Origin of the sequence: Pantoea sp. alder81 (genome assembly GCF_020179835.1) — a bacterium.
Lineage (GTDB): Bacteria > Pseudomonadota > Gammaproteobacteria > Enterobacterales > Enterobacteriaceae > Pantoea.
The window spans coordinates 269911-287690 of record NZ_JAIUDA010000002.1 but is presented as its reverse complement, the minus strand read 5'-3'; the positions used below and the strand labels follow the sequence as shown (position 1 = coordinate 287690).

16 protein-coding genes and 1 tRNA gene are annotated in these 17780 nt (G+C 52.3%); 8 read left to right on the top strand and 9 right to left on the bottom strand.

Features of this window, described 5'->3' with window-relative positions:
* Positions 1–28 precede the first annotated feature (28 nt).
* Positions 29–817 carry a phosphate starvation-inducible protein PhoH gene (gene phoH / locus LBW88_RS06275; protein ID WP_224931637.1) on the top strand — a complete coding sequence of 263 codons (789 nt, stop codon included), beginning with the start codon at positions 29–31 and terminating at the stop codon, positions 815–817.
* A gap of 60 nt (positions 818–877) precedes the next feature.
* Here the strand turns inward: phoH and LBW88_RS06270 are convergent, their stop codons facing one another.
* The 5 genes from LBW88_RS06270 to LBW88_RS06250 all read right to left on the bottom strand — a co-directional run bounded on the left by LBW88_RS06270 (position 878) and on the right by LBW88_RS06250 (position 6363).
* Positions 878–1708 carry a bifunctional allantoicase/(S)-ureidoglycine aminohydrolase gene (locus LBW88_RS06270; protein WP_224931639.1) on the bottom strand — a complete coding sequence of 277 codons (831 nt, stop codon included), beginning with the start codon at positions 1706–1708 and terminating at the stop codon, positions 878–880.
* 10 nt (positions 1709–1718) lie between these two features.
* Positions 1719–2771 (bottom strand): ureidoglycolate dehydrogenase, encoded by a 1053-nt coding sequence (gene allD / locus LBW88_RS06265; protein ID WP_224931641.1) that lies wholly within the window; start codon positions 2769–2771, stop codon positions 1719–1721.
* Complete coding sequence (locus LBW88_RS06260; RefSeq protein ID WP_224931643.1) at positions 2758–4011, bottom strand: MFS transporter; 1254 nt, start codon at positions 4009–4011, stop codon at positions 2758–2760. The genes allD and LBW88_RS06260 overlap by 14 nt, the downstream gene beginning before the upstream one ends.
* Positions 4012–4371: 360 nt before the next feature.
* The gene (locus LBW88_RS06255; RefSeq protein ID WP_224931645.1) at positions 4372–5250 is read right to left on the bottom strand and encodes a retroviral-like aspartic protease family protein; all 879 of its coding nucleotides are present in this window, start codon (positions 5248–5250) and stop codon (positions 4372–4374) included.
* Positions 5251–5358: 108 nt separating this feature from the next.
* A complete protein-coding gene (locus tag LBW88_RS06250; RefSeq protein ID WP_224931647.1) occupies positions 5359–6363 on the bottom strand; it encodes a nitrilase family protein in 1005 nt (334 codons plus the stop codon).
* Positions 6364–6455: 92 nt separating this feature from the next.
* On the opposite strand from LBW88_RS06250, the gene LBW88_RS06245 reads away from it, so the two are divergent.
* A complete protein-coding gene (locus LBW88_RS06245) occupies positions 6456–7331 on the top strand; it encodes a LysR family transcriptional regulator (protein WP_224931649.1) in 876 nt (291 codons plus the stop codon).
* Between the two features lie 62 nt (positions 7332–7393).
* Here the strand turns inward: LBW88_RS06245 and LBW88_RS06240 are convergent.
* Positions 7394–7481 (bottom strand) — tRNA-Ser (locus LBW88_RS06240).
* Positions 7482–7724: 243 nt separating this feature from the next.
* On the opposite strand from LBW88_RS06240, the gene phoA reads away from it, so the two are divergent.
* Complete coding sequence (gene phoA / locus LBW88_RS06235) at positions 7725–9131, top strand: alkaline phosphatase (protein ID WP_224931650.1); 1407 nt, start codon at positions 7725–7727, stop codon at positions 9129–9131.
* 66 nt (positions 9132–9197) lie between these two features.
* On the opposite strand, the gene gap is transcribed toward phoA, so the two are convergent.
* From gap to LBW88_RS06220, 3 genes are all read right to left on the bottom strand, one after another.
* On the bottom strand, positions 9198–10208 hold the full coding sequence (gene gap / locus LBW88_RS06230; RefSeq protein ID WP_224931652.1) for a type I glyceraldehyde-3-phosphate dehydrogenase: 1011 nt from the start codon (positions 10206–10208) through the stop codon (positions 9198–9200).
* A 78-nt stretch (positions 10209–10286) separates the two neighbouring features.
* Positions 10287–11264 (bottom strand): GlxA family transcriptional regulator, encoded by a 978-nt coding sequence (locus LBW88_RS06225; RefSeq protein ID WP_224931654.1) that lies wholly within the window; start codon positions 11262–11264, stop codon positions 10287–10289.
* Positions 11265–11315: 51 nt separating this feature from the next.
* Positions 11316–12338: a LacI family DNA-binding transcriptional regulator gene (locus LBW88_RS06220; RefSeq protein WP_224931656.1), complete on the bottom strand. Its 1023-nt coding sequence runs from the start codon at positions 12336–12338 to the stop codon at positions 11316–11318.
* A 294-nt stretch (positions 12339–12632) separates the two neighbouring features.
* Between LBW88_RS06220 and LBW88_RS06215 the strand changes: the two genes are divergently transcribed.
* The 5 genes from LBW88_RS06215 (at position 12633) to LBW88_RS06195 (ending at position 17695) form a co-directional block, all read left to right on the top strand.
* Positions 12633–12953, top strand: coding sequence for a PTS sugar transporter subunit IIB (locus LBW88_RS06215; RefSeq protein ID WP_224931658.1), 321 nt, complete (start codon positions 12633–12635; stop codon positions 12951–12953).
* Positions 12953–14269: a PTS sugar transporter subunit IIC gene (locus LBW88_RS06210; protein ID WP_224931660.1), complete on the top strand. Its 1317-nt coding sequence runs from the start codon at positions 12953–12955 to the stop codon at positions 14267–14269. Before LBW88_RS06215 ends, LBW88_RS06210 begins: the two co-directional genes overlap by 1 nt.
* An 8-nt stretch (positions 14270–14277) precedes the next feature.
* On the top strand, positions 14278–14610 hold the full coding sequence (locus LBW88_RS06205; RefSeq protein ID WP_224932024.1) for a PTS lactose/cellobiose transporter subunit IIA: 333 nt from the start codon (positions 14278–14280) through the stop codon (positions 14608–14610).
* A gap of 30 nt (positions 14611–14640) precedes the next feature.
* Positions 14641–16074, top strand: coding sequence for a 6-phospho-beta-glucosidase (locus LBW88_RS06200; RefSeq protein WP_224931662.1), 1434 nt, complete (start codon positions 14641–14643; stop codon positions 16072–16074).
* Between the two features lie 202 nt (positions 16075–16276).
* Positions 16277–17695, top strand: a complete 1419-nt coding sequence (locus tag LBW88_RS06195) for a 6-phospho-beta-glucosidase (protein ID WP_224931663.1) — start codon at positions 16277–16279, stop codon at positions 17693–17695.
* Positions 17696–17780: the final 85 nt, after the last annotated feature.

Genomic DNA, 17780 nt, shown 5'->3' with positions numbered 1-17780 from the left:
TAAATGAAACCAACTGTAAGGTGCCACTATGGGAAGACAGAAAGCAGTGATCAAAGCGCGTCGTGAAGCCAGAAGAGTCGTTCGTAGTGATTCTCGCAGTCACCGTCAGCGCGAAGAAGAATCGGTCACTTCGCTGGTGCAGATGGGTGGGTTGGATTCCATTGGTATGGCGCGTGATTCACGCGACCGTGGTCCGATTGAAGCCAGAAATGAAGCTCAAGCGCACTATCTTAATGCCATAGAATCGAAACAGCTGATATTCGCCACCGGTGAAGCCGGTTGCGGTAAAACCTGGATTAGCGCAGCCAAAGCGGCTGAGGCCCTGATCAATAAGGACATCGAAAGGATCATTGTGACGCGCCCGGTTCTGCAGGCGGATGAAGATCTTGGATTCCTCCCCGGAGATATATCCGAGAAGTTCGCCCCGTATTTCCGACCGGTATACGACGTTCTGGTTAAACGTCTCGGCGCTTCCTTTATGCAGTACTGCCTGCGGCCTGAAATTGCCAAGGTAGAGATTGCGCCCTTCGCATATATGCGCGGACGTACCTTTGAAAATGCGGTAGTGATCCTTGATGAGGCACAAAACGTCACCGCTGCTCAAATGAAGATGTTCCTGACACGCTTAGGTGAAAACGTGACGGTTATCGTCAACGGCGATATCACCCAGTGTGACTTGCCGTCCCACGTCAAATCCGGTCTGGCCGATGCGCTGGCGCGCTTCGAAGAAGACGAGATGATTGGTGTGGTGCGTTTCGGCAAAGACGACTGCGTCCGCTCGGCCCTCTGCCAGCGCACGCTCCATGCTTACGGTTGACCTATTGAGAAGTAGATTGAGAGTGTAGCGAAGCAAAACCCGGCGCAAGCCGGGTTTTTTTCATTTCAACAAGTGCAAATCGGCATGACGGTTCATGTCTTTATACAGCAGATAACGGAAGGGCTCATCGCCACCGGCGTAACAAGCTTGTGGGCAAAACGCACGCAGCCACATGTAATCTCCAGGCTCTACCTCCACCCAATCCTCGTTGAGTTTGTAAACGCCTTTGCCTTGCAGCACATACAGCCCATGCTCCATCACATGCGTTTCCATGAAGGGAATGATGCCACCTGGCTGGAAAGTGACGACGGTGATATGCATGTCATGGCGCATATCATTCACGTCAACAAAGCGCGTGGTGGCCCAGCGTCCGCCGGTATCTGGCATGGCTGTGGGGGTGATATCGCGTTCGTTGACAATCATAAACGGTGGTTTTTCCAAACCCTCCAGCGGCTGCCAGATTTTGCGGATCCAGTTAAAGCGCGCGGCTGCGGTATGGCTGTTCTTGATTTGCCATTTTGCGCCAGCCGGAATGTAAGCGAAGCTGCCTGGCACCAGGTCGTGCTGCGTGCCTTCAACGGTCAACTGCAGATGACCCTCCAGCACGAACAGGGCGCTTTGCGCGGCGGGATCGGATTCCGGTCGTTCACTGCCGCCCTGTGGGCCGACTTCCATAATGTAGTGGGAAAAGGTTTCCGAAAAACCACTCATTGGCCGGGACAGCACCCATAAACGCGTGTGCTGCCAGAACGGCAACTGGCTGGTGACGATATCCGACATCACGCCGCGTGGAATAAACGCATAGGCCTCGGTGAAAATAGAGCGGCCAGTCAACAGACTTTTCTGTCCATCCAGGCCACCGTGCGGTGCGTAATAGCTGCCATATTCCATGGTTGTCTCCTTAATGGCTTTCAGCAAACGGGTCTTTGTGATCGTACGAGTTAATCCAGACATGGTCCGAAATCAGGTAGTCGTAAATACTGTCGACGATATCGACGCCTTCTTTGTCGGTACGCAACTGCTCGATATCCGCAATTTCCCCCGGATACATCACGCGTTCAACGCCCTCTGCCGGACGGATCTGGTTCAGCTCGGCCATAACCTGCTGCACGTTATCGAGGAAGGTCTGCTGATCGCCAAAGAAGGCCGGATTGATCACAATATGCAGCTGGCCCAAATCGCGTCCTTTACTTAAGTCGGCATACATCGAGCTGACACCGCGCCCAAACGGTAATCCCATTAACACGCCGGACAGCATGTCGACCATCATCATCAGGCCATATCCTTTGGGACCGGAAATCGGCAGTAATCCGCGCACATCATGCGGATTGGTCGTGGGTTTGCCGCTGGCATCCACCGCCCAGCTATCCGGGATCGCTTTATCACGCGAGCGCATGTCGAGGATTTTTCCCCACGCCTGCACGGAGGTCGCCATATCAAAGGTCATAATGTTGTCGCGGCCCGGCGCGGAGAAGGAAATGGGGTTGGTACCGTAATAGATGTCGGCACCACCAAAAGGCACCACCATCGGGTCTGACTGGCACATCGCCAGACCAATCAGGCCCGCTTCAGCCGCCATTTGCGTGTAATAGGAGATCGCGCCGCTGTGGCTCATCTTCTTCACGCCAACCACGGCAATCCCTTTCTCTTTTGCTATGTCGATGGCCACTTCCATCGCTTGTTTCGACAGCACCATGCCGGGGCCATTATCGCCGTGCAGGATGGCGCTGCAGGGGCCGGTAGTTTCGAGGCGGATCTCTGGCTGGCAGGTCATTCCACCTTTCTGAATACGTTCAGAGTAGTATTCCACGCGCACCGTACCGTGCGAGTGAATGCCACGCGCTTCAGCAAACACCAGCACATCAGCCATCACTGCGGCATAGTCTGAAGGTAATCCGGCAAGCTTTAGCTTATTCGCGATCAGCGTATGCAAGGTGGCCTTATCGATATTCATACTGACTCCTGTTTTGTTTGTTTCCTGTAAAAATGAACACAGCGACCAGCACCACCGCGCCTGCGGCGAGGATAATGCTGGCTAAGTTAAAGGCGTCCAGCGTGCTACCGGTACGGTCGGCGATATTGCCGGTCAACCACGGTGCAATGAAGGAGGCCGTCATGCCGAAGAAGTTGTAAATACTCAGCGACGTGGCGAGCTTCTTTTTGTTAGAGAGTTCGGAGATGGTGGAAATCAGCAGGGGATCGAGTGCCAGCTTACCCAGCAGGCCGTAGCCAATCAGCCCCAGCATGATGATAAAGGCATCCTGCGCATGAACGGCGATGAGCAACATCACGGCAGCTAACACCAGTTGCATCAGCATGATGCGGTATTTGAAGTGGCGGAATTTGTCCGCCACCATGCTGAAAATCAGCGCGCCGGGAATAGAGGCCAATCCCACCAGTGAGGCAATGATGCCTGCGCTACTGCCGGAAAAGTGGCGCTCTGTTTGCAGGAAGTTGGGCAGCCACGACACCACCAGGAAGTAGGCGTAGCAGCTACAGAACAGAATAAAATAGACTGCAAATTTCTTTAGCGTGAAGAAGCTGGATTGCCCATGGTCTTCTTCATGTAATGATTCAGTTGCTGTTGATGCCGGGCGGGCGCTGTCACGGCGGATCAGGAAATAATAAAGCGCGAAAGTCAGCAGCATGATAAGCGCTACGCCTTTGAGCATCACCTGCCAGTCAAGGGATTGGCTCAGCACCAGCCAGGACGATCCGCTTAGCCCGATGACCATCCCCACGGAAGAACCACTGTTAATGATTGCCGTAGCAACGTTACGTTTATTTGCGGGAATTTCCTGGCCTGATAGTGAGAACGCTGCGCCATAGAAAAATGCCCCGCTAAGTCCCGCAAGTGCACTGGCGATATAGATCACCATCAGGTTTTGTGAAGAGGACATGAGAAATGTCGCGAGGGCGAAAACCAAAAATCCAAAAGACAGAATTAACCGCTTATCGAACTTGTCGGAGATCATGCCGGCCGGCACTTGCAGTAGGACGTAAGCGAAGAAGTAGATGCTGGCGATGATGCCAATCTGCTGGTTACTGTGCAGATCTAACGTTTGCATCACCTGCGGATAAATGGGCGTCAGCATGGAACGATAGATCCAGATGACCACCCAGCCCAGACACAATAGCGCGGTCAGCATTTTCCAGTAGGATGCGGGGCGCTTTTTTTGCTCTTCCGTAATCATTGAATCCTCTGTTGCATGAAATGGCAGTGAGTGAAACTTTAGTTGCAGTGGCGACATCATGCATTGACAAAAAATTAACATAAAGGCCTTTTAGTGCTCAGAAAGGTCTGCATAGCAATGAAATTGAGCGGTTTTTATGTGGGATATCAAAGGCTGTCGCTAGATTGAAACGAAGAAACTAAAGTTTCACAAAGTGGGATCGATGTCGCAAAGTGAAGGTGGTGAAGGTGGTGAAGGTGGTGAAGGTGTTGAAGGTGGTGAAGGTGTTGAAGGGCAGCGAATGAAAAGTTTCAGCGATAACTAAGGAAAGTCACTGGAATCCTTAGGGTCTCCAGTGACCGGTAACTCCGGATGCGCCGGTTAACTTTCCTCAATTGGCCTAAGCAGCATCTGATTATTAGGAAAATCGATGATAACTATGTGTTGTTGCAGGAAGTTCTGACCGACTAAACCATCCGTCTCCATATGTTTAAAATCCCCTTCAAGCAGAATCGCATCGACATTAAAATCCCCTGGTGTGGCATTTTTAATATGAAGTTGTATGGCTTCACAGCGCTCATTATCCAGTTCGGCCATGACTTCGATACAGGTCATATTATTAGGTGATTCGTTAACGCGTTGTTTCCACATCATGGAAATTGTGGCGCCGGTATCCAACACCATTTTATAAGTTTTGTCGTTATTCATTACCTCAATGACGATACCTTCATGGCTGATCGCTAAGGGTAGTGAAAGCCACTGGTTAGCATCGATATTAAATTCGGTAATCTGTCTGGCGACAGAAAATAACGAGCGCTGATAATCTATCATCAGCGCTTTTTGTTGAAACAAACCTAAACCAATCACCATATGCTGAGGGCGTTGACCGTCAGGCATCAGCGTCAATCCCCATGGCGCCAGCGAAACACCTTCTGCATTTTCGAAGCTCATGCCATTGACAGAGACATGATGGAACATGAAACGGTCATTCATATAAACCTCGCCGGTGAGATCGGTGCTACGTGCCTTTTCTTTAAGTCTTTTTAACCACGGGACCTGACGCATAAACTGCTGGGTAAAATGGAAAGCATACGGCGAGCCGGTATCCAGCATAAACTCGCCGTCCTGGCCGTTGATATTTAGCGTAGCGACGGGAACTGCACTTTCATCCAGTGTAAAGGGGATCTCTATGATTGCTTGCGCTGATGATATGGCGCTCAGCGAACAGATAAATATTCCGCAACGTAATAATCCTTTCATTTATTATTTTTCCTTTAATGCGTGTGATTAATTATCGGGCATCACTCCCTCATAAACGTTTAATTAAAAAACCGCTAATGATTTACACCGCATGAAATTAATTTTTTATCAGAAAGTGTTTTTATCGGAATTCTGTGAGCCGAAGCAGGGAATATCTTCAGAAAACCGCGCGGTGCGCGCATCACGCTCATAGCCCTGAGGTTCACACAGGAGTTGATAAAGTTCAGGGCGACGTCCATGGATCCAGCGACGTCCGGTAGACATCGCCAGTAACGAAAGGTCCAAATCGGCACTCACCAACGTATCCCTGAATGACGTGGTTTCGTTGACGATGCGGCCATAGGGATCAATTACCATCGCGTTGCCGGTTCGTATTTCGCCGTTATCTAATCCGACGCCATTACTGAACAGGACGAAGAGCCCGTTATCATGCGCACGCGAAGGCAGCCAGCGCATCAACCATGCTCGACCGCTGTCGCTTGCCAAAGCCATTTCCAGTGCGGCGGGATCGCTTTCTCTGTTTTCCCACAGGCTCACCGGAATGGGTTTCATACCAAAGGGACTACGTGAATGGGTGCCACCTGTCTGATGCGGGGCAATCAGGATATCGGCTCCCATCAGCGCGGTAATGCGAACGTTGTCGGTTAAATTATTGTCCCAGCAAATCAGTATCCCGACTTTCACGCCCCATGGCGTGTCAAACACGGTGAATTCATTTCCCTGGGCAATGCCAGCGTGTTCAAAGGCATGAATTTTACGATGCACATGGCGTTGACCGCCCGGCATACAGACCATATAGGCATTGTAGAGCTGCCCATTATCATGCTTTTCGATGTAGCCAGCACCAATCGCCATCTGATGCTTTTCCGCCAGGCGAGCGATGCGCGCCAGAGATGGGCTGTTATCTGTGCGCTCGGCCAGGGCTTCGACCTCTGCAATCGGCAGATCAGGTACATGCCAGTAACCGGTGATGCACATTTCCGGAAAGGCTAAAATTTTGACTTCTTCTTGTGCGGCCTGCGCGATAAAGCGCTCCATCACGGAAAGATTGTAAGCTTTGTCGCTGGCGCGATGGCAAAACTGCACGGTGGCAACGCGAAGTGAATGTTCCATGGTGATTCTCCTTAGGAAATAGGTCGCTATTTCACCAGAGAGAAATCCACCGTGTATAATCACAACTTCTCCCACTTTGATAACCGATTGGAATGGATATTAAACTGTTACGCGCGTTTGTGACGCTGGCGCATGAAGGGACTTATCACTCGGCGGCGAGTGTTCTCTGCATCACCCAGCCCGCATTATCTAAACAGATTCAGACACTGGAGCACCTTTCTGGTGTAACGCTTTTCCAGCGTGGACGGCATGGCGCGCGGTTGACGGTGGCGGGAGAGCAGTTATTAGCGGCTGCCAGCGAGGTGGTGGAGCGCTATGCGGATTTCTTCGCTGATGTGGCGGCGATCCAAAAAGGGGATTCAGGAAAACTCACCCTGGGTTTTGGCATCTCTTCTTTTCTTTTAGCTCCCAAACACGTCGCCGCCTTTCGCGTACGCTATCCTGGCGTACAAGTCTCGCTCAACGATATGCCTTCGGCGGTTCAGACCCAACTGCTTGCGGAAGGACGACTGCAAGTAGGATTTGTGCGCTTACCGGTGCCTGAACCACTACAAAGTCAGAGCCTGGACACGGAACAATTGGTGCTGGCGGTAGCAGCTGATCATTTGTCGAGTCCTGTAGAGACCACTCAGATTATTGAAAATCATCAACTCTTGCAGTTAGCACCTCAGAGGGGCGAAGGGCTCACTGCGCAGGCCGATCAATTCCTGACCGCGAGAGGTCTCACCCCGGGCACGGTGTCGGCTGCTGACGATATTCAGACGTTACTGGCGCTGGTTGCGGCCGGTGATGGCGTGGCGTTACTGCCAGCGAGTGTGAAACATATCCTGCCTGCTGGCGTCAGGCTATTGCCGCTGGAGGGCGAGCATACCCAATGGCAAACCGGTTTGGCGTGGAATGCCGGGATCAAGGACCCGCTCAGAGACAAGTTTCTAGCGATGGTAATGGGCGATGGCCAGATGAGTTAGTGCTTTGGCCGATCTGAAGACAAAAAAAAGCCTGAACTTTCGTTCAGGCTCTTCTTCAAAGATGGCGGTGAGAGAGGGGTTCGAACCCTCGATACGTTGCCGTATACACACTTTCCAGGCGTGCTCCTTCAGCCACTCGGACACCTCACCAAATTTTTTGCTAACCGCGCTGGGTCAACGGGGCGCTACTATAGGGAGTTACCTGAAAACGGTCAAGCCCTATTTTCTCCTTTTGTTCTATCCGCTTAAGCTCTGTGCAGCTTGCTGCATCTCTCGCCGAACTGTGTGTTCTGTCATCAAATTATTCCTTCTCTGCCACAAAAGTGTCACCAGACTGTCGCAGACTTGTCTGCGGAAACATTTGGTTATATTTACTGATAAGGATGCTTATAAATGAAACACATACCTCTTTTTACGGTTTCTCTGCTGGCTTCATTAATTGCGACGTCAGCAGTGGCAGAGTCAACAACTTATACTCGCGCCGCCACCGGTGATATCACCGAACACGGTGGCGCACGCCGCCTCAGCAGCGACCAGACAGAAGCGCTGAAAGCCTCATTAATCAATACCACGGCCAAAAACGTCATCTTATTGATCGGCGATGGCATGGGCGACTCGGAAATCACCGCCGCACGAAATCAGGCGATGGGCGCGGGTGGTTTCTTCCCGGGCATTGATGCGCTGCCGTTAACCGGCCAGTACACCCACTACTCGTTAGACAAGAAAACCCACAAACCCAATTACGTGACGGATTCGGCTGCCTCCGCCACCGCCTGGGCAACGGGCACCAAATCTTACAACGGTGCCATCGGCGTAGACGTCAATGGCAAGGATCAGGCCACCATTCTTGAGCTGGCGAAAGCCGCCGGGAAAGCCACCGGTAACGTCTCCACTGCAGAATTGCAGGATGCCACGCCCGCCGCTTTGATGGCGCATGTCACTTCACGTAAATGTTATGGCCCGGAGAAAACCAGCGAACTGTGTCCGACCAATGCGCTGGAGCAGGGCGGTAAAGGATCTATCAGCGAGCAGATGCTGAAAACCCGTCCAGATGTCACTCTCGGCGGCGGTGCGAAATCGTTCTCTGAAAGCGCCAAAGCGGGTGAGTACCAGGGCAAAACCCTGCGCGAGCAGGCTCAGGCGCTGGGCTTCCAGTTGGTCGATAACCTTGATGGCATGAATGCAATCAAACAGGCTGACCAAACTAAACCGGTGCTGGGGCTGTTCTCCGAAGGCAATATGCCGGTTCGCTGGCAGGGGCCGAAAGCCAGCTATCACGGTAATATCGACAAACCCGTGGTGACCTGTGAAGTGAATAAAGATCGCCCGGCATCAGCACCCACACTGGCGCAGATGACCAGGAAAGCGATTGATTTGCTGAGCACCAATGAAAAAGGTTTCTTCCTGCAGGTGGAAGGCGCGTCAATTGATAAGCAGGATCACGCGGCTAACCCGTGCGGTCAGATTGGCGAAACGGTGGATCTGGACGAGGCAGTGCAACAGGCACTGGCCTTTGCGCGTGAACACGGTGACACGCTGGTGGTGGTAACGGCTGACCATGCGCACAGTAGCCAGATTATTGAGAATGGCAGCAAAGCGCCGGGCCTGACGCAGGCGGTGAACACCAAAGATGGTGCGGTCATGACCATCAGCTACGGTAACTCTGAAGACGATTCTCAGGGGCATACCGGCACACAGTTGCGCATCGCGGCTTATGGTCCTTATGCCGCTAACGTGGTGGGGCTGACCGATCAGACGGACTTGTTCTTTACGCTGAAGGATGCGATGGGCATTAAGTAACCGCGCCCGGCAGCAACAAGAATCCCCGCAACAGCGGGGATTTTTTTGTCTGAAAAGAGGGTCGGATTACAATCCGCGCTGCGCCATCAACCGTGCTAAATCCACCAGGCGATTTGAGAAGCCCCACTCGTTATCATACCAGGCGAGGATTTTGACCAGGTTGCCACCAATGACCAGGGTAGAGAGCCCATCAATGATCGATGAACGCGGATCGCCCTGATAATCGCTGGAGACCAGCGGCTCATCGCTGTATCCCAGAATGCCTTTTAAGGGACCTTCGGCAGCGGCAGCTTTAAACGCATCGTTGACTTCTTCTGCCGTCACATCACGCTTCAGCGTCACGGTGAGATCCACAATCGACACCACTGGCACCGGCACGCGCAGGGAATACCCCGTCAGACGGCCATCCAGTTCCGGAATGACGCGGCCTAATGCTTTCGCCGCACCGCTGGAGTAAGGCACAATCGATAGGGCGGCGGCACGCGCACCGCGCAGATCCTTCTCAGGCTGATCGTGCAGCACCTGGCTATTGGTGTAAGCATGGGTGGTGTTCATCAAGCCATGTTCAATGCCGAATGCCTGATGCAATACCTGCGCGGCGGGTGCCAGACCGTTGGTGGTGCAACTGCCGTTACTCACCACGAAATGCTGCTGGGGATCGTAACGATCATCATTTACGCCCAGCACAATCGTCAGGTCATCGTTTTTACCGGGCGCAGAGATGATCACCCGTTTTGCGCCGCCGTGCGTGATATGCACTTCCGCTTTCTCGCGCTCTGTGAAGAAGCCGGTGGCTTCAATCACGATATCAACACCCTGGTCACGCCAGCGGATATTGGCCGGGTCGCGCTCGCTGAACACTCGCACCGGCTTACCATCGATACGCAACTCACCTTCACCGGCCTCAACTTCTGCAGGAAGTCTGCCCAGCAGTGAATCGTGTTTAAGCAGATGTGCCAGCGTTTTACTGTCGGTGAGATCGTTAATCGCCACAATCTCAATATCGTTGCTGCCCAGCGCGGCGCGGAACACGTTACGTCCGATACGGCCAAAACCGTTAATGCCAACCTTAATCATCATTGACTCCTTATCCGAAGTGGTTGCAGTCAATGTAGGACGATGCGCGATTGGCGTAAACGACAAAAAAGGATCACTTTACGCCATTTTGCGGCAGTGAAAGCGCTGGCGATATTCACCGGGTGTGAGATGCAACTGGCGCTCAAAACTGCGGCGCAGGTTGATGCTGCTGCCAAAACCGGTTTCGATGGCGATGCGTTCCAGCGTAGCGCGGCTTTGCTCCAGTTGTTCACGTGCGGCGGCCAGTCTGGCTTCTGCAACAAAGCGTGCCGGTGACGCGCCGGTTTCACGGGTGAATACGCGGGTGAAATTGCGGGGGCTCATGGCGACACGTTCGGCCAGTTTTTCAACGGAGAGATCTTCCGCCAGGTTCGCGCGGATCCAGCTTTGCAGATCGTGAATCGGGCCGGTGCTGGTTTGCTGTAGCTGGTAGCGGCTGAACTGCATCTGCCCGCCGGGGCGACGCAGATACATCACCATATCCTGAGCAATGTCGCGTGCCACGCTGAAGCCAAAATCCTCTTCAACCAGCGCCAGCGTCAGGTCAAAGCCGGAGCTGACGCCGCCGGAGGTCCAGATCGGACCATCCTGAATATACAACGGACCCCCTTCCACCTGAACACGAGGGAAGCGGGTTTGCAGGGTTTCCAGCAGGCGCCAGTGTGACGTGGCGCGGCGTCCATCGAGCAAACCGGCTTCGGCGAGCAGCATCGCACCGCCACAAATGGACACCACGCGACGGGCCTGCGGGGCCGCCAGCCTGATGAAATCCACCACCATATTACCCTCTTCAACGCTGTCACCGCGTCCGGTAATCATGATGGTGTCCCAGGCGGTACGGGGATCTAATTCAGCCAGCTTCAGGTCAGCCAGCAGGTTGAGGCCCGACTGGCCATGAATCACCTGATGAGATTGCGTAGTGGCGATACTGACGCGATAACGTGGCTGATCAACGCCGACTGGCAGGTGCAAATTCGCATGCATCAGGATGTCGGCAATACCGGCGGCTTCAAACAGCATGCCGCCATCGGGAACGATAACGAGGAAATGCTTCATGGCGTAAAATGCTCATCGCGTCAAAATAAGCCAGATTATCGCACGGCGCCGTTATTTTTGCTGGTAATACGGTCCCTGGGTGATCGAATTGCGCAGCACCAGTCGGCCCGGCATCAGTGGCTGCGCTGTAACGCTTTCACCATCCAGCATTTTAGACAGTTGCGTTAACGCGCTCGACACCATCTCAGCAACCGGAACATGCACCGTGGTTAACGCGGGCAGGAGATAGGGCGCAACCGGGATATCATCAAAGCCCAGCAATGAGACGTCATGGGGGATGCGCAAACCTGCGTTGTGCAAGGCGCATGCGGCACCAATCGCCATATCATCATTGCTGGCGACAATCGCGGAAAACGATACTTTGCGACGTAACAGTGCTTCAACGGCCAGTTGCCCACTGGCGCTGGTCCAGCAGCCATCCAGCATCAGGTTTTCGTCGTATTCAATGCCATTTTCCATCAATGCTGAAATATAGCCTTTCAGGCGACTTAATCCGGTGTGCGAACTGCCCATCCCTTTGATAAAAGCGATCCCGCGGTGCCCCTGAGCAATCAAATGATTTACAGCGTTAAGGGTGTCATTTTCGTGATCGGCGCAGACTGAATATTGCGGATGCTGCTTCAAACGGCGGTTTAAAACGATTAACGGCTTACTCATGCCGGGAATAAGCGCATCAATATCTTCCACGCTTAAATAGCGGGGATAGATGATCACGGCATCGCAATAGCTATCTATTAAAAAGTTTATGGCTTCGCGCTCTTGCTGCGCATTGTGTTTACCATCGCCCAGCACCAGTTGTGAACCGAGTTTTTCCGTCATGGTCGCGGCCTGGAATAACAGCTCGGTAAAAAATGGGCCGTTGTAAAGCGTATTGGGCACCATCAGACCAATACTGTGCGAACGGTTGGTCGCAAGACTTCGAGCCAGCAGATTAGGACGGTAATCCATCTCATCAATGGCCAGCATCACCCGATCCCGCACCGTTTTAGACACATAAGCGTGGCCAGCCAGCACCCGTGACACCGTGGCTTTGGACACACCTGCGCGTTTTGCGACATCAAGCATTGTAGTCATTTATCTTCCTTCTCAACGTTCTCGCGCATTGTAGCGCAAAAGCTCAATCTGAAAACCGCAGAGTGCGGCTCTTCTAACCGGTAACGTTTTTTTTCATTATCATCCGATTTCATCACATATTTAAAAGGATAACCTAAAAATAATATGAAACCGGTCTCAGATTAATCATATTTTCACAATTTAAATAAGGTTTAGCGGTTTGAGTTATGGATCACAAAAAGAACAAATTGAATCTGTAACCGGTTGCAGAAACGATTCTCAGCGCGTAATTATTTAAAAAAAACGGAGGGTGTTATGGTGAAAATTCTATTGTGTTGTTCCGCAGGTATGTCAACCAGCATGGTCGTACAAAGAATGCAGAAAGCCGCTACGCAGCTGGGTTTAGAAGCCAAAATTGATGCCGTTGGCATGGAAGAATTCAGTGAAAAGATCGCGGAGTATGACTGTTGTCTGCTAGGCCCACAGATCAAATACAAGCTGGCAGATTTCGAATGTCAGGCGCAGGAATATCACAAACCGGTTACCGTCATTAACACCATGGATTACGGCATGTTGAATGGCGAAAAAATCCTGAAGTCGGCGCTCGCCCTGATTGATGCCAATAAGGGGGCATGATGAGCACACTGGCTGACTCTTTATTTGGCGTGATTGAGAACCGCATCAGTCCGATTGCTGCGCGACTCTCCTCGCAACGGCATGTGGTGGCCATCAAGGACGGGTTTATTGCCTCGATGCCGTTCTTGATTGTCGGTTCATTTATGCTGCTTTTCTCACATCCTCCTTTCAGTCAGGACAGCCAGTGGGGCTTCGCTCAGTGGTGGCTGGGTATGGTGAAGCAGTACAACGACCAGCTGATGATGCCCTACAACATGACGATGGGCATCATGGCGGTATTTATTACCGGCGCGATTGCCTACAACCTGGCGCAAAGCTACAAACTCAATGGCCTGATGGCGGCGCTGCTGTCGCTGATGACCTTTTTGGTGGTGGCTGCACCGGAAAAGAATGGTGCATTGTCCGTTGCATCGCTGGGCGGGGAAGGGATATTCACCGCCATCCTGATCAGCCTGTACTGCACGGAAGTGATGCACTGGCTGGTGAAATACAACATTGGTTTCAAACTGCCGGAGCAGGTGCCGCCAAAGATTCGTCAGTCATTTGACCTGCTGATCCCCATCATGGTGATTTTCCTGACGCTCTATCCGCTGAACCTGTTTATGGAGAGCCACTTTGGTCTGTTGATTCCTCAGGCCATCATGTCAGTGTTCGCGCCAATTATCTCCGCAGCCGATTCACTGCCTGCGGTGCTCATCGCCGTCTTGCTATGTCATCTGCTGTGGTTTGCCGGTATTCACGGCGCGGCGATTGTCGGCGGGATTTTGCAGGCCTTCTGGCTGAGTAATCTTGGACTGAACCAGGAAGCGTTAAATGCCGGGCAAGAGATTCCCAAAATCTTTATCGAGCCGTTCTGGCAATTTTTCATCACCGTAGGCGGCTCAGGCGCCACCATGGGTCTGGTGATTCTCTATCTGCGCAGCCGCTCAGCGCATTTGCGTTCCATCGGTCGTCTAGGCCTGGTGCCGAGCATGTTCAACATCAATGAACCGATTATTTTCGGCTCGCCGGTGGTGATGAATCCGCTGCTGTTTATTCCCTTTATTACTACGCCATTGATCAACGCGGTTATCGCCTGGACAGCCACGCGTACCAATCTTGTTAATCATGTCATTTCTCTGGCGCCATGGACCACGCCGGGACCGATTGGTGCGGCCTGGTCAACCGGATGGGACTGGCGTGCGGTGGTGCTGGTGGCGTTCCTGATTTGTTTATCCACGCTGATTTATTACCCGTTCTTCAAAATGTATGAACGCCAACTGCTTGCGCAGGAAGAAGAGATGGCGCAGGAACAACTGGCTGAGGAGATGAAGTAATGCAAGAGATGCAGGAAATGGAAAGTACGGTAATGGAGCTGATTATTCATGCCGGGGAAGCCCGCTCATCATCGATGCAGGCACTGCAAGCGGCCCGAAAACAGAACTGGCAGGAAGCCGATGCGTTGCTGGCGAGTGCACGAGATGCCGCGCGCGAAGCCCACAAAATTCAAACCGCCTTAATCGGTGCGGATGAAGGCTGCGGCAAAATTCCGGTCAACCTGATTATGGTGCATGCGCAGGATCATCTGATGAACGCCATGCTGTGCCGCGATCTAGTTGAAGAGCTGATTTATCTGCATCGTCAGGTGCAGGAGTTGTCGAAAACCCACTTGCAGTAAGACGCTGTTAATCACATTAAAGGATGGATTATGTCTCAGTTACCGGCTGATTTTTTATGGGGTGGCGCCGTTGCCGCGCATCAGGTTGAAGGTGGATGGAACGAAGGCGGTAAAGGGCCCAGCATCGTCGATGTATTGACGGGTGGTGCACATGGCGTAGAACGTGAAATTACCGATGGCATTGTCGAGGGAAAACACTATCCCAATCATCAGGCCACCGATTTTTATCATCACTACAAAGACGATATCGCGCTGTTTGCCGAGATGGGTTTTAAGTGCTTCCGTACCTCGATTGCCTGGACACGCATCTTCCCGAAAGGCGACGAGCAACAACCTAACGAAGCGGGCCTGCAGTTTTACGATGACATGTTCGATGAGCTGCTCAAATATGGCATCGAACCGGTGATTACGCTGTCGCACTTCGAGATGCCATTGCATCTGGTGCAGCAATATGGCGGCTGGCTGAATCGTGAGTTGATCGATCTCTTTGTGCGCTACAGCGAAGTGGTGATGAAGCGCTACAAAGGCAAAGTGAAATACTGGATGACCTTTAACGAGATCAACAACCAGCGTAACTGGCGCCGACCGCTGTTCGGCTACAGCAACTCAGGCGTGATTTTCACCGATCATGAAAATCCGGAAGAGGTGATGTATCAGGTGCTGCATCATCAGTTTGTGGCCAGTGCCAAAGTGGTGAAGCTGGGGCATCAAATCAATCCTGAATTTAAGATTGGATGCATGCTGGCGATGGTGCCGCTCTATCCTTGGTCATGTCACCCTGACGACGTAATGTATGCGCAAAAATCGATGCAGGAACGCTATCTGTTTGGCGACGTGCACATGCGCGGTGCCTATCCCTCCTACATTTTAAAAGAGTGGGAACTGCGCGGTTTCAACATTGAGATGGCGCCGGAGGATGCACAAACGCTGCGTGAAGGCTGCACCGACTATCTCGGCTTCAGCTATTACATGAGTAACGCCGTGGAGTATGCCAGCGCGACGCGTATGGACAGTGCACTCGAAGCTTTCCCCGGCAGCCGAAAAAATCCGCACGTGCAGGCGTCAGATTGGGGATGGCAGATCGATCCGGTCGGCTTGCGCTACACGCTGAACGCACTGTATGAGCGTTACCAGAAGCCGCTATTTATTGTGGAAAATGGCTTTGGCGCGGTCGATCAACGTGAAGCCAACGGTGAGGTGAATGATGACTATCGCATTGCCTACCTGCGTGAACACATCGAGCAAGTGAAAAAAGCCGTACTGGAAGATGGCGTGGATTTAATGGGCTTCACGCCCTGGGGCTGCCTCGACTGTGTCTCTTTTGGTACCGGCCAATACAGCAAACGCTACGGTTTTATTTACGTAAACCGTAATGACGATCAAACCGGCGATTTTTCACGATCGAGAAAGAAGAGTTTTGCCTGGTATAAAAAGGTTATCGCTACGCAAGGTGAAGCGCTTTAATTCGTGATACCCGGGCAGGATGCCCGGGTAAAATAGATATGTCATATCCCCGGCAGTTAATATCCTTTCCAGCCTGCGCAGGCAGGCTGAATAAATAACATGAACCCAAACCAGGAATAAATATCATCCATGCGGTGAGGCCTGATGCTGCCTGAAACGGCGCTTCTGCTCACCTGATTGCAACCAAACGGAGTTATTTCCTATGCCAAATAAGATCAAGATTGTCACTATCGGTGGTGGTTCCAGCTATACGCCAGAGTTGATTGAAGGGCTTATCCTGCGGCAGGAGCAGTTGCCGATTGCGGAGTTGTGGCTGGTGGACATTGAGGATGGCGCAGAGAAGATGGAAATCGTTGGCAGTATGGCAAAGCGCATGATCGCGGCCGCCAAACTCGACTGGCAGGTTCATCTTTCTCTCGACCGCAAGGAAGCGTTAAAGGATGCGGATTACGTGACCACACAGTTCCGTGTGGGGTTGCTGGATGCGCGCTTGAAAGATGAAGTGATTCCGTTGGCCAATGGTTTGCTGGGTCAGGAAACCAACGGCCCGGGCGGGATATTTAAGGCGTTTCGCACGGTTCCGGTGATTCTCGATATTATCGAGGATATGCGTCAATTGTGCCCCAACGCCTGGCTGGTGGATTTCACCAATCCGGCAGGCATGGTGACAGAAGCGGCGATTAAATATGGCAAGTGGGAAAAAACGGTCGGTCTGTGCAATGTGCCGTTCGGCCATATTACTCAGGCATGCAGCGTGCTCGGTGCGGAAGAGAAAGATCTCTATTTCAAATTTGCCGGGCTTAACCATTTCCACTGGCATCGCGTCTGGGATCAGCAGGGCAATGAACGCACCGCCGAACTGATTGATAAAATCTATTCCCCAGACCAGCAGGAAAAAAGCGATGAAGGGCTAAAAAATATTCATCAGATTCCTTTCAACCACGATCAGGTGAAACATCTCGGCCTGCTGCCCTGTGGTTATCACCGCTATTACTATTTGCAGGAACCGATGCTGGCTCATGCCATCGAAGAGTTCGAAAACTATGAAACGCGTGCGGAAGTGGTTAAGAAGACCGAAGCGCGGCTGTTCGAGTTGTATAAAGACGTCAATCTTAACTACAAGCCTGAAGAGTTAAGCCAGCGGGGCGGGGCGCATTATAGCGACGCCGCCTGCGATCTCATTGCCTCTATCCAGAATAACAGCGGTAAATTGATGGTGGTCTCCACGCGTAATAACGGCGCAATTGCTGACTTGCCATTTGATTGCGTGGTAGAAGTCACCGCTGCGATTACTTCACATGGTGCAGAACCGCTGCGTTGGGGGGCATTGCCGCCTGCGGCGCGCGGCATGATTCAGTTGATGAAAGCGATGGAGGAAACGGTGCTTGAAGCTGCCGTTAGCGGAGATTACGGTGCGGCATTACACGCTTTCACCATTAATCCGCTGATTCCGGCGGGCGACACGGCGATAAAAGTGCTGGATCAATTGTTGTATGCCCACAAGGACTATCTGCCGAAGTTCGCCAGTAAAATTGCAGAGATTGAGCAGACCAAACCGGAGATCGCCGCTTTTGTCGATCAGTTGCTGGCCGACAGGCAAGCGCATGCCAATAAGGCGTGATGAAGTTTTCTCAGGAAGGCAGAAGACGGTGCCCGTTTGAACATCGCTGGGCACCGAGGAAAAGCACTCACCGTCCTGTTGGGCG

Coding starts and splice junctions, on each gene's coding strand:
- phoH (WP_224931637.1), top strand. CDS start 29: ATGGGAAGACAGAAAGCAGTGATCAAAGCGCGTCGTGAAGCCAGAAGA.
- LBW88_RS06270 (WP_224931639.1), bottom strand. CDS start 1,708: ATGGAATATGGCAGCTATTACGCACCGCACGGTGGCCTGGATGGACAG.
- allD (WP_224931641.1), bottom strand. CDS start 2,771: ATGAATATCGATAAGGCCACCTTGCATACGCTGATCGCGAATAAGCTA.
- LBW88_RS06260 (WP_224931643.1), bottom strand. CDS start 4,011: ATGATTACGGAAGAGCAAAAAAAGCGCCCCGCATCCTACTGGAAAATG.
- LBW88_RS06255 (WP_224931645.1), bottom strand. CDS start 5,250: ATGAAAGGATTATTACGTTGCGGAATATTTATCTGTTCGCTGAGCGCC.
- LBW88_RS06250 (WP_224931647.1), bottom strand. CDS start 6,363: ATGGAACATTCACTTCGCGTTGCCACCGTGCAGTTTTGCCATCGCGCC.
- LBW88_RS06245 (WP_224931649.1), top strand. CDS start 6,456: ATGGATATTAAACTGTTACGCGCGTTTGTGACGCTGGCGCATGAAGGG.
- phoA (WP_224931650.1), top strand. CDS start 7,725: ATGAAACACATACCTCTTTTTACGGTTTCTCTGCTGGCTTCATTAATT.
- gap (WP_224931652.1), bottom strand. CDS start 10,208: ATGATTAAGGTTGGCATTAACGGTTTTGGCCGTATCGGACGTAACGTG.
- LBW88_RS06225 (WP_224931654.1), bottom strand. CDS start 11,264: ATGAAGCATTTCCTCGTTATCGTTCCCGATGGCGGCATGCTGTTTGAA.
- LBW88_RS06220 (WP_224931656.1), bottom strand. CDS start 12,338: ATGACTACAATGCTTGATGTCGCAAAACGCGCAGGTGTGTCCAAAGCC.
- LBW88_RS06215 (WP_224931658.1), top strand. CDS start 12,633: ATGGTGAAAATTCTATTGTGTTGTTCCGCAGGTATGTCAACCAGCATG.
- LBW88_RS06210 (WP_224931660.1), top strand. CDS start 12,953: ATGAGCACACTGGCTGACTCTTTATTTGGCGTGATTGAGAACCGCATC.
- LBW88_RS06205 (WP_224932024.1), top strand. CDS start 14,278: ATGCAGGAAATGGAAAGTACGGTAATGGAGCTGATTATTCATGCCGGG.
- LBW88_RS06200 (WP_224931662.1), top strand. CDS start 14,641: ATGTCTCAGTTACCGGCTGATTTTTTATGGGGTGGCGCCGTTGCCGCG.
- LBW88_RS06195 (WP_224931663.1), top strand. CDS start 16,277: ATGCCAAATAAGATCAAGATTGTCACTATCGGTGGTGGTTCCAGCTAT.